Below are 11,938 nucleotides of genomic sequence, written 5' to 3'. Positions count from 1 at the left end.
GAACACGGAAGTTAAGCTCTCTAGCGCCGATGGTAGTTGGGACCTTGTCCCTGTGAGAGTAGGACGTCGCCAAGCAATTAAACACGAGTCGAATGACTCGTGTTTTTTCGTGTTTTCTTTTATAATCCATAGTAATAAAAAAATGTGTTTAAATAATTATTATTTTGATTAAATACAGGGGAATGTGGCTAGGATAGTGAATAAGCAAAAGAGTTGCAAATTTTATTAATACGTATATAATTAAAGTCAAAGATAGTCAAAGTCAATAAAGGTGGCGGATAAATGAGAAATATATCTGATATCATTGAGAAATATCTAAAGCAAGTTATTGACTTAAGTAATAATAATGTGATTGAAATAAAAAGAAATGAGATTGCGGATCGATTCGAGTGCGTACCATCTCAAATCAATTATGTAATCAATACCCGTTTTACGCTAGAAAGAGGATTCGTAGTAGAAAGTAAACGTGGTGGAGGAGGTTACATTCGCATTATAAAAGTCAAACTGCATGACGATATAGACATTATTGATCAAATGCTTCATATGATTGATCATAGTGTTGCGCAAGGAAATGCAGAGAGTATGATTATACGTTTAATAGAAGAGGGAATCATAACAAATCGTGAAGCTAAGCTTATGTTAAGCGTGCTAGATCGTTCTGTATTATCAATGGATGTTCCTTCTCGAGATGAACTTAGGGCTCGAATATTATGCGCAATGTTAAGAACACTGAAATATAAATAAATACAGCTTTTGTAAAAGAATAATAACTAAAAGATAAGACAGTTAAATATTGTAGAAGTTTTGAAAAAAGAACACACACTTTTATTTAAACGAATAAAGGGAAGTGAACAATCTAGTAATGTATGAAAAGTACTATGAGATAGATCGTTCCTGTTGTAAAGGTGGGGATAGTGATGACTTGTCAAAACTGTAATATAAGACCAGCAACTTTACATTATACAAAAGTAGTCAACGAAAAGAAGGCGGAAGTTCATCTTTGTGAGCAATGTGCAGAGCAAAGTGGCTATACGTCTTTCTTTCAATCATCGCAGTCTAACTTTTCATTCCATGATTTATTTGCTGGGTTATTACACGGTGAATCAACAATGTTCGAAGAAGGAAAAAACGGATTTTCGAATACAAGTATATTAAGGTGTCCAGATTGTAAGATGACATATGAGCAATTTACAAAGGTTGGACGTTTTGGATGTGCTTCTTGTTACGATACATTTAAAGAACATTTAAAGCCATTATTAAAACGTCTTCACGGCGGGCATACAGATCATTGTGGAAAAATTCCGGAGCATATAGAAGGAAATATCCACTTAAAAAAAGAATTAGATGAACTAAAACTCATTCTGAAACAATATGTACAGAATGAGGAATTTGAGAAAGCTGCTGAAATAAGGGATAAAATTAGAGGTCTTGAAAATCAGCTGAGTGAGCATAGAGAGGGGGAATAGTTCTATGTCACTGGACAAAATTATGAATGAAGCGATTAGTCCATGGATGAAGGGGGATGGCCCTGATTCTGATATTGTTTTAAGTAGTCGAATTCGTTTGGCTCGTAATTTTAAAAAATATCAATTCTCTACTATGCAAAACGAAGAAGAAGCTAAACAGATTCATGAGTTATTTAAAAAGGAATTTATAAATAAAACGGTAGAACCCTTTGGAGAGTTTGAACTATTAAAAATGAATGAATTAACACCTCTTCAAAGGAGAGTATTAGTTGAAAAGCATTTAATTAGTCCTAACCTTGCCGGAACAGAGTACGGAGCATGTTTATTGTCAGAAAGTGAACATATTAGTGTTATGTTGAATGAAGAAGATCATATTCGGATTCAGTGCTTATTTTCAGGATTGCAGTTATCAGAGGCTCTTCAAAGTGCCAATCAAATAGATAATTGGATAGAGAATGAGGTTGAATATGCTTTTGATGAATCACTTGGATATATTACAAGTTGTCCTACTAACGTTGGTACCGGGTTGAGGGCTTCTGTAATGATTCATTTACCGGGGCTCGTCTTAACTAAAAGAATTAGTCGTATTATACAAGTAATTCAAAAATTAGGGTTAGTAGTAAGAGGAATATACGGCGAGGGTAGCGAAGCGTTAGGTAATATATTTCAAGTGTCAAATCAAATGACACTAGGAAAATCTGAAGAAGATATTATTGCAGATTTAAAGAGTGTCATTCAACAAATTATACAGCAAGAAAAAATGGCTAGAGAATTAATTGTACAAAATTCAAGTATTGAGCTTGAAGACAAAGTTTATCGCTCTTATGGCATACTAGCAAACAGTCGGTTAATTCAATCTGCGGAAGCGGCCACTTGCTTATCAGATGTACGACTTGGTATTGATTTAGGATATATAAAAGGTGTATCGAGAAATATTTTGACTGAGCTAATGGTTCTTACACAACCGGGCATTTTACAACAATATGCAGGAGGGCCCTTAGGACCAGAAGAAAGAGATTATCGAAGAGCAACCTTAATCCGTGAGCGATTACGTATTGAAAAAAACTAAGCGCAAGTAGGAGGCGATTTCTATGATGTTTGGAAGATTTACAGAAAGAGCACAGAAAGTATTAGCTTTATCTCAAGAGGAAGCAATTCGCATTGGGCATAATAATATTGGAACAGAACATATTTTACTTGGGCTTGTACGCGAAGGTGAAGGAATTGCAGCAAAAGCGTTGATTGCTCTTGGATTAAGTCCAGAGAAAGTTCAAAAAGAGGTAGAAGCATTAATTGGGCGCGGAACAGAAGCTTCTCAAACTGTACATTATACACCGCGTGCTAAAAAGGTTATTGAATTGTCTATGGATGAAGCTCGTAAGTTAGGTCATTCTTACGTTGGAACAGAACATATCCTACTCGGTTTAATCCGTGAGGGTGAGGGTGTAGCAGCACGAGTTTTAAATAACTTAGGTGTTAGCCTAAATAAGGCAAGACAACAAGTATTGCAACTGCTTGGAAGTAATGAAGCAAGTTCAGGTCACCAAGGTGGTTCTTCAACAAATGCAAATACACCAACACTTGATAGCTTAGCGCGTGATTTAACGGTTGTTGCACGTGAAAATCGTTTAGATCCTGTTATTGGGCGTGGTAAAGAAATTCAACGTGTAATTGAAGTTTTAAGCCGTAGAACAAAAAATAATCCCGTGTTAATTGGAGAGCCTGGTGTAGGTAAAACGGCAATCGCAGAAGGATTAGCACAACAAATCGTAAATAATGAAGTTCCTGAAACTTTAAGAGATAAGCGCGTTATGACACTAGATATGGGTACAGTGGTAGCTGGAACGAAATATCGTGGTGAATTTGAAGATCGTTTGAAGAAAGTAATGGATGAAATTCGCCAAGCGGGAAATATCATTCTATTTATTGATGAACTTCATACATTAATTGGTGCAGGTGGAGCAGAAGGTGCTATTGATGCATCGAACATTTTAAAACCATCTTTAGCACGCGGAGAGTTACAATGTATTGGGGCGACAACGTTAGACGAATATCGCAAATATATTGAAAAAGACGCGGCTTTAGAGAGACGTTTCCAACCAATTCACGTTGATGAGCCAAGTTTAGATGAATCAACTCAAATCTTGAAAGGTTTACGTGATCGTTATGAGGCACATCACCGCGTGTCTATTACAGATGATGCAATTGATGCAGCTGTAAAGCTTTCAGATCGTTATATTACAGATCGTTTCTTACCAGATAAAGCAATTGATTTAATTGATGAAGCTGCTTCAAAGGTTCGTTTACGCTCTTATACAACACCACCAAATCTAAAAGAGCTTGAAGTGAAGCTTGAGGAAATTAGAAAAGAAAAAGATGCAGCTGTACAAAGCCAAGAATTTGAAAAAGCTGCGTCCTTACGCGATATGGAACAACGCTTACGTGAGAAGTTAGAAGATACGAAGCGTCAATGGAAAGAGCAACAAGGAAAAGAAAATTCAGAAGTGACAGTAGAAGATATTGCAAATGTCGTTTCTACGTGGACTCGTATTCCAGTTTCTAAACTTGCACAAACAGAGACTGATAAATTATTAAACTTAGAATCGATTCTTCACGATCGTGTTATTGGTCAAGATGAAGCGGTAGTAGCTGTGGCGAAAGCTGTTCGTCGTGCTAGAGCTGGATTGAAAGATCCGAAACGTCCGATTGGTTCATTTATTTTCTTAGGACCAACAGGTGTAGGTAAAACAGAGCTAGCAAGAGCGTTAGCAGAATCTATGTTCGGTGATGAGGATGCAATGATTCGCATCGATATGTCTGAGTACATGGAGAAGCATTCTACTTCTCGTTTGGTTGGATCTCCTCCAGGATATGTTGGATATGAAGAAGGTGGACAATTAACAGAAAAGGTTCGCCGTAAGCCATATTCAGTTGTCTTATTAGATGAAGTAGAGAAAGCTCATCCTGATGTGTTTAACATTTTACTACAAGTATTAGAAGATGGTCGCTTAACAGATTCTAAAGGGCGTACAGTTGATTTCCGTAATACAATTGTTATTATGACATCTAACGTTGGTGCAGAGGCGTTAAAACGTAATAAACATCTTGGATTTAACGTACAAGATGAGAGCCGCGATTATTCAGATATGAAGGGTAAAGTAATGGATGAACTGAAAAAGGCATTTCGTCCAGAGTTCTTAAACCGTATTGATGAAATTATCGTGTTCCATATGCTTGAGAAAAAACATATTCAAGAGATTGTAACACTTATGGTAAATCAGTTAGTGAACCGCTTAAAAGAGCAAGAAATTGAATTGCATTTAACTGAAGGAGCAATTTCAGCTATTGCTGATAAAGGATTCGACCGAGAGTATGGTGCTCGCCCACTTCGTAGAGCAATTCAGAAGCATGTAGAAGATAGACTGTCGGAAGAGCTTTTAAAAGGTGCTATTGAGAAAGGACAAAAAGTTATCTTTGATGTTGAAGGAGAATCATTTGTCATTCATAGTGCTGAAAAGGTAAAATAAGTATAGACAAACTAAGAGGGCTACGAGATAGCCCTCTTTCTTGTACGAGAAGGATAAACTGTTTATAGATGAAAGTGAAGTGAAATATAAAACGATATGGCTAAAAAGAAAACAAAATTCACATGTCAAGAGTGTGGGTATCAGTCACCAAAATATATGGGGAAATGCCCTGGGTGTGGTCAATGGAATACGCTTGTTGAAGAGATGGAACCAGTTGTATCATCAAGGCGCCTTAATTATGCCAATGCGATTCAATCAGAAGTAACAAAACCAAGACGTCTAACAGAAGTAGAAACAAAGTCTGAGGCGCGTATTGAAACAAAATTTCAAGAATTTAACCGCGTGCTTGGTGGCGGGATTGTAGATGGGTCCTTAGTACTTATTGGTGGTGACCCTGGGATTGGAAAATCAACGTTACTATTACAAATATCATCGCAATTAGCAGATTCTTCATATGATGTACTATATATATCGGGTGAAGAATCAGCAAAACAGATTAAACTGCGTGCGGACCGTTTACATGTAAATGGTAGCAATCTATTCGTTGTATCAGAGACCGATTTGCAGCGAATTGCAGCACACATTGAAGAAATGAATCCAGCCTTTGTTGTTATTGATTCTATTCAAACGATACATTTACCTGAGGTAACGTCGGCACCAGGAAGTGTGGCGCAAGTACGTGAATGTACCGCGGAATTAATGAAACTTGCAAAAACGAAAGGGATCCCTATTTTTATCGTTGGACATGTGACAAAAGAGGGAGCAATTGCAGGACCTCGTATGTTAGAACATATGGTCGATGCAGTTCTTTATTTTGAAGGAGACCGTCATCATACATATCGTATTTTGCGAGCTGTGAAGAATCGTTTTGGTTCCACGAATGAAATGGGTATTTTTGAAATGAAAGAACTTGGCCTTGCGGAAGTATTAAATCCTTCTGAAATTTTCCTTGAGGAAAGACCAGTTGGGGTTGCAGGGTCAACAGTGGTTGCCTCAATGGAAGGAACACGACCAGTTTTAGTAGAAATACAAGCATTAATCTCCCCTACTAGTTTTGGAAACCCTCGAAGAATGGCAACGGGAATTGACCATAACCGTGTATCGCTTATTATGGCAGTATTAGAAAAAAGAACAGGTTTATTATTGCAAAACCAAGACGCATATTTAAAAGTAGCAGGTGGTCTGAAGTTAGATGAACCAGCAATTGATTTAGCTGTGGCTTTAAGTATAGCTTCAAGTTTTAGAGATAAATCTACGGCACCAACTGATGCAGTAATAGGAGAAGTAGGATTAACTGGAGAAATAAGAAGAGTATCAAGAATTGAACAACGTGTACAAGAAGCAGCTAAATTAGGATTTCAACGCGCTATTATTCCTAGAAAAAATTTAGGAGGATGGACAATTCCTGATGGGATTGAGGTAGTAGGTGTATCCAATTTAGGAGAAGCGCTTCGTTTGACATTAGGAGGCTAGGCTATGGAAGAAAACAAGCAACGTGTCAAAAGTATGATTAATATTTTACAACTTGTTGCCCCGGGAACACCACTGCGCGAAGGGATAGATAATGTACTTCGCGCACAAACAGGGGGATTAATTGTCCTTGGATATAATGAGCAGATTAAAAGTATTGTTGATGGAGGTTTTCATATTAATTGTGCATTCTCTCCTGCTAGTTTATACGAATTAGCAAAGATGGATGGGGCACTTATTTTGAATGAAACTGGAAGTAAAATTTTAATTGCGAACGCACAGTTAGTTCCAGAGTCATCTATCGACTCTATTGAGACAGGTATGCGCCACCGAACAGCGGAGCGTGTAGCAAAGCAGACAGGTAGCCTTGTAGTGGCTATTTCACAAAGACGTAACGTAATTACGCTATATCAAGGGAATTTACGTTATACACTAAAAGACATAGGTGTTATTTTAACAAAGGCAAACCAAGCTATTCAAACGCTAGAAAAATATAAGGCTGTATGGAATGATGGGATTACGAATTTGGGTATTCTGGAATTTGAAGAAGTCGTTACAATGTCCGAAGTAGTTCATGTTTTACATAGTGTTGAAATGGTACTGCGTATTAAAAATGAAATATTAAGCTATATTCATGAACTAGGAACAGAAGGTAGGTTAATTCGTTTGCAACTTACCGAACTACTAGCTGATTTAGAGGCAGAAGCAGCGTTATTAATTAAAGATTACTATCAAGAAAAAACACAAGACCATCATCAAATTTTGAAAAAATTACAAGATCTTGCGAATACACAACTTCTAGAGGATAGCGATTTAGTTAAATTGCTTGGATACCCGGGACAAACGAGTTTAGAAGAAAGTGTGACACCAAGAGGATACCGAATCACCAGTAAGATTTCACGCGTTCCACCACTTATCATTGAAAATTTAATTAATCGATTTAAAACTTTGCAAGGTGTTTGTCGGGCAACTATTAATGAATTAGATGATGTGGAAGGAATTGGGGAAGTCAGGGCGAAGAAAATACGAGAAGGTCTAAAAAGAATCCAAGAGCATCTCTATATGAGTAGACACAATTAAGAATATTACATTGATTCCATAATATAACGACACTAGAACACTTTTGGTATATGATATGATATATTGGTAAATAAAACTATTTATAAAAAAACACGTCCGCTTTTGCATTCGGCGTTTTGATTAGCGAAACAATGGTTAATAATGAGTAGGAGGTGGTTGGATGTTAAAACGGATTGTACAGCTCTTCTTTCTAGTAATTGGGGGAGCGTTGGGGATTTACTTAATCCCAAAAGTTATTAATGTATTAGACATCGGTGCCGTTCCTTTATTGGAAGGATCGTATGCTCGTGCAATTATTGGTGCAATTATTTTATTTTTAACAACATTTTGGCTTGTAGATTATATTGTTCAACTTATTAAGCATATTGAAGAGGCTCTTGTAAAGGCGCCTGTAGCAGATGTTTTATTTGGTACATTAGGTTTAATCTCTGGCCTTATTGTTGCATATTTAATTTTAATCCCAATTCGTGAATTTACAATTCCAGTTATTAGTACAGTGTTGCAAGTGTTCTTTACTCTTTTACTTGGGTATTTAGGATTCCAAGTAGGATTTAAAAAGAGGAATGAATTGCTAGGGTTATTTACATTACCACAACGTGGGAAGAAGAAAAATAATAATAGTGAGAATGAAGAAGCTGAAACAGAGGTAGAAGAATCTACAACTCACTGGAAAATTCTCGATACGAGTGTAATTATCGATGGACGTATTGCTGATATTTGCCAAACGAAGTTTTTAGAAGGCACAATTGTCATTCCACAATTCGTGTTAGAAGAGCTTCAGCACATTGCCGATTCTTCTGATGCTTTAAAGCGTAATCGTGGTCGCAGAGGATTAGATATTTTAAATCGTATTCAAAAAGAGATGCCGATTCCGGTAGAAATTTATGAAGGCGATTTCGATGATATTCAAGAAGTGGATAGCAAACTTGTAAAGTTGGCGAAAATCACTGGTGGAACGGTAGTAACGAATGATTTCAACTTAAATAAAGTTTCTGAATTACAAGGGGTAACAGTTTTAAACATTAACGATTTAGCTAATGCAATTAAACCTGTTGTACTCCCAGGTGAAGAACTAAGTGTTTATGTTGTAAAAGATGGTAAAGAACAAAATCAAGGTGTTGCATATTTAGATGACGGCACGATGATTGTAGTAGAAGATGGTAGAGAATATGTAGGTTCACAACTCGATGTACTTGTTACGAGTGTGTTACAAACATCGGCAGGTCGTATGATTTTCGCCAAACGTAAATTATTAGAAAAAGCATTATAAGTAGAGGATTATTAATATGTATACATTAATTATTCCAGCAGCTGGTCAAGGAAAGCGGATGGGTGCTGGCAAAAATAAGTTGTTCTTACTTATTAATGAAGTACCAATTATTGTGCATACGTTACGTGCTTTTGAAAAGGATAAGGCATGTAAAAATATTATTATGGCAATTAATGAAGAAGAGCGCCCATATTTTGAAGAGTTAATGCAGAAGTATCCGGTTGAAAAGCCAGTACAATTTATTCAAGGTGGAGCTGAAAGACAAGATAGTGTGTATAACGCGATTCAGCATACGAGTGAGGTTGAGTATGTTCTTGTACATGACGGTGCACGACCGTTCGTAACGAATAAAGTGATTCAAGATGTATTAACTGCAGCAGAAAAACATGGAGCTTCCATTTGTGCAGTGCCAGTGAAAGATACCGTTAAGAAAGTAGAGCAGGGTGTTGTTGTCGAAACAGTAGAAAGATCTCAGCTTAAAGCTGTACAAACACCGCAAGGATTTGCTGTTTCTCTTTTATTAGAAGCTCATAGAAGCGCGCAGCAGAGCTTTTTCCTTGGTACAGATGATGCAAGTCTTGTAGAACGCATCGGGAAGCAAGTAGGTGTAGTAGAGGGGAGTTACTATAATATTAAAGTGACGACTCCAGAGGATTTACTAATTGCTGAAAGTTTTCTTCACGTTCAAAAGAAATGATAGCAATGATTATAGCGAAGAAAAGCTCGGCAACAGCCGGGCTTTTCTTTATAAAGATAGCGATATAATATAGAATCATAAAGCTCAGTAGTTTAGCTCGAGGAGGATGTAAAGAATGTTTCGAATTGGACAAGGTTTTGATGTGCATGAATTCGCGGAAGGTAGACCATTAATTATTGGCGGGATTACAATTCCCCATGAGAAAGGATTAATTGGTCATTCTGATGCAGATGTATTGTTACATACAATCGCGGACGCATGTTTAGGTGCGATTGCAGCAGGAGATATCGGAAAACATTTCCCAGATACAAATCCTGCCTTTAAGGATGCTGATTCAGCTGTATTGCTGCAAAAGGTTTGGGAATTTGTGCGTGACCAAGGTTATGAATTAGGAAATTTAGATTGTACAATTATTGCTCAAAAGCCAAAAATGGCACCACATATTGAAAGTATGCGTAAACGCATTAGTGAACTATTAGAAACATCTATTAATAATATCAATGTAAAGGCAACAACAACAGAAAAATTAGGATTTACAGGTAGAGAAGAAGGAATTGCTTCTCAAGCAGTTGTTTTATTACAGAAAAAATAATGGTTTTTAATTCGTAAGATGGATAATCACATTTGTTTGGTGTACAATTATAGAATGTGTTGACATTAAGAATGGAAGGTGTACCAATTATGGAAAAGCAAGTGAGAGTGCGCTATGCGCCAAGTCCAACAGGACACTTACATATCGGAAATGCGCGTACGGCATTATTTAATTATTTATTTGCTCGTCATCAAGATGGTAAGTTTATTATTCGTATTGAAGATACTGATGTAAAACGTAATGTTGCAGGTGGAGAAGAAAGCCAATTAAAATACTTGAAATGGCTCGGTATGGACTGGGATGAAGGTGTTGATGTTGGTGGTGAATTTGGACCATATCGTCAAACAGAGCGTTTAGATATTTATAAAAAATTATATGAAGATTTATTAGAGCGTGGCTTAGCTTACAAATGTTATATGACAGAAGAAGAGCTAGAAGCAGAACGTGAAGGGCAAATCTCTCGTGGTGAAACACCTCGTTATGCAGGTAACCACCGTAATTTAACTGAAGCGCAAGTGAAGGAATTTGAAGCTGAGGGACGTATTCCAAGTATTCGTTTCCGTGTACCAGCTGACCGTGATTACACATTTAAAGATATTGTAAAAGATGAAGTTGCATTCCACTCAAATGATTTCGGTGATTTCGTTATCGTGAAAAAAGATGGAATTCCAACTTACAACTTTGCAGTAGCAGTAGATGATCACTTAATGGAAATTACACACGTACTTCGTGGTGATGACCATATTTCAAACACGCCAAAACAAATGATGATTTATGAAGCTTTCGGTTGGGATATTCCACAATTCGGTCATATGACTTTAATTGTAAATGAAAGCCGTAAAAAATTAAGTAAGCGCGATGAATCTATTATTCAATTTATTGAGCAATATAAAGAGCTTGGATATCTTCCAGAAGCAATCTTTAACTTTATTGCATTACTAGGTTGGTCGCCAGTAGGAGAAGAAGAAATCTTCTCTCAAGAAGAGTTTATCAAAATGTTTGATGCAGCTCGTTTATCAAAATCACCTGCATTATTTGATTCTCAAAAGCTAAAATGGATGAACAACCAATATATGAAAAAGCAAGATTTAGATACGGTGGTAGAATTAAGCTTACCGCATTTAGTGAAAGCTGGACGTATAGGTGAAACTTTAACTGAACAAGAACAAGCTTGGATTCGTGATGTAATTGCGTTATATCATGAACAAATGAGCTTTGGAGCTGAAATTGTAGAGCTTTCTGAAATGTTCTTCAAAGATCATGTTGATCATGAAGAAGAAGGACAAGAAGTATTAAAAGGTGAACAAGTACCAGAAGTACTTCGTGCATTTGCTGGTCAAATAGAAGCACTAGAAGCGATGGAACCTGCAGCAATTAAGGCGGCTATTAAAGCAGTTCAAAAGGAAACAGGTCATAAAGGTAAAAACTTATTTATGCCAATCCGTGTTGCAACGACTGGCCAAACACATGGACCAGAGCTTCCTAATGCTATTGCACTTCTTGGAAAAGAAAAAGTTTTAAATCGTCTTCAAAAAGTAATTGGTTAACATTTTCTAGGTTTAGAAATATAATAAGTATACTTAAAACCTAATAAGGAAAAGCGACGAGAAGGAGAAGTAGAAAATCAGGCTTTTTACAGAGAGAACCACCTTTAGGCTGGAAGTGGTTTATAAGCGGATTTTTGAAATGCCCCTTCGAGTCTTCTGCTGAACAGCAAATTGTTTTGCGAAACGTCTAAGGGCGTAAAGTAAGCAGAAGCGGTGTACACCGTTATCAGAGATGAGTTTGAGGCTTTTTTAGCCTAAACAGAGTGGAACCGCGCTTATAAGGCGTCTC

General features: G+C 36.9%; 10 protein-coding genes and 1 other annotated feature (1 of these 11 running past the window's edge). All 10 genes read left to right on the top strand.

Going from position 1 to position 11,938, the window contains the following annotated elements; translation table 11 throughout:
* The first annotated feature begins 282 nt into the window (after positions 1-282).
* The 10 genes from ctsR (at position 283) to gltX (ending at position 11,649) form a co-directional block, all read left to right on the top strand.
* Entirely contained in the window at positions 283-744 is a 462-nt protein-coding gene (gene ctsR / locus AC3WTI_RS27815) for a transcriptional regulator CtsR (protein ID WP_048526354.1), read from the top strand.
* Positions 745-917: 173 nt separating this feature from the next.
* A complete protein-coding gene (mcsA, locus tag AC3WTI_RS27810; protein ID WP_097842110.1) occupies positions 918-1,466 on the top strand; it encodes a protein-arginine kinase activator protein McsA in 549 nt (182 codons plus the stop codon).
* A 4-nt stretch (positions 1,467-1,470) separates the two neighbouring features.
* A complete protein-coding gene (mcsB, locus tag AC3WTI_RS27805) occupies positions 1,471-2,535 on the top strand; it encodes a protein-arginine kinase McsB (RefSeq protein ID WP_087955348.1) in 1,065 nt (354 codons plus the stop codon).
* Between the two features lie 22 nt (positions 2,536-2,557).
* Positions 2,558-4,993, top strand: a complete 2,436-nt coding sequence (gene clpC, locus AC3WTI_RS27800) for an ATP-dependent protease ATP-binding subunit ClpC (RefSeq protein ID WP_000971179.1) — start codon at positions 2,558-2,560, stop codon at positions 4,991-4,993.
* Between the two features lie 96 nt (positions 4,994-5,089).
* On the top strand, positions 5,090-6,466 hold the full coding sequence (gene radA, locus AC3WTI_RS27795) for a DNA repair protein RadA (RefSeq protein ID WP_061678381.1): 1,377 nt from the start codon (positions 5,090-5,092) through the stop codon (positions 6,464-6,466).
* Between the two features lie 3 nt (positions 6,467-6,469).
* A complete protein-coding gene (gene disA / locus AC3WTI_RS27790; RefSeq protein ID WP_000392167.1) occupies positions 6,470-7,543 on the top strand; it encodes a DNA integrity scanning diadenylate cyclase DisA in 1,074 nt (357 codons plus the stop codon).
* A 160-nt stretch (positions 7,544-7,703) separates the two neighbouring features.
* Positions 7,704-8,813, top strand: coding sequence for a PIN/TRAM domain-containing protein (locus AC3WTI_RS27785; RefSeq protein ID WP_087955349.1), 1,110 nt, complete (start codon positions 7,704-7,706; stop codon positions 8,811-8,813).
* A gap of 16 nt (positions 8,814-8,829) precedes the next feature.
* Positions 8,830-9,510, top strand: coding sequence for a 2-C-methyl-D-erythritol 4-phosphate cytidylyltransferase (gene ispD / locus AC3WTI_RS27780; RefSeq protein ID WP_087955350.1), 681 nt, complete (start codon positions 8,830-8,832; stop codon positions 9,508-9,510).
* A gap of 115 nt (positions 9,511-9,625) precedes the next feature.
* Positions 9,626-10,102, top strand: a complete 477-nt coding sequence (gene ispF, locus AC3WTI_RS27775) for a 2-C-methyl-D-erythritol 2,4-cyclodiphosphate synthase (RefSeq protein WP_253621464.1) — start codon at positions 9,626-9,628, stop codon at positions 10,100-10,102.
* An 89-nt stretch (positions 10,103-10,191) separates the two neighbouring features.
* Positions 10,192-11,649, top strand: a complete 1,458-nt coding sequence (gene gltX / locus AC3WTI_RS27770; RefSeq protein ID WP_097842108.1) for a glutamate--tRNA ligase — start codon at positions 10,192-10,194, stop codon at positions 11,647-11,649.
* A gap of 47 nt (positions 11,650-11,696) precedes the next feature.
* Positions 11,697-11,938, top strand: a binding site (T-box leader) (it continues 4 nt past the right edge of the window).

The organism is Bacillus sp. EB106-02-03-XG38, assembly GCF_058792175.1.
Note: the sequence above shows the minus strand (reverse complement) of the source record. Positions and strands in the feature narration are given on the sequence as shown.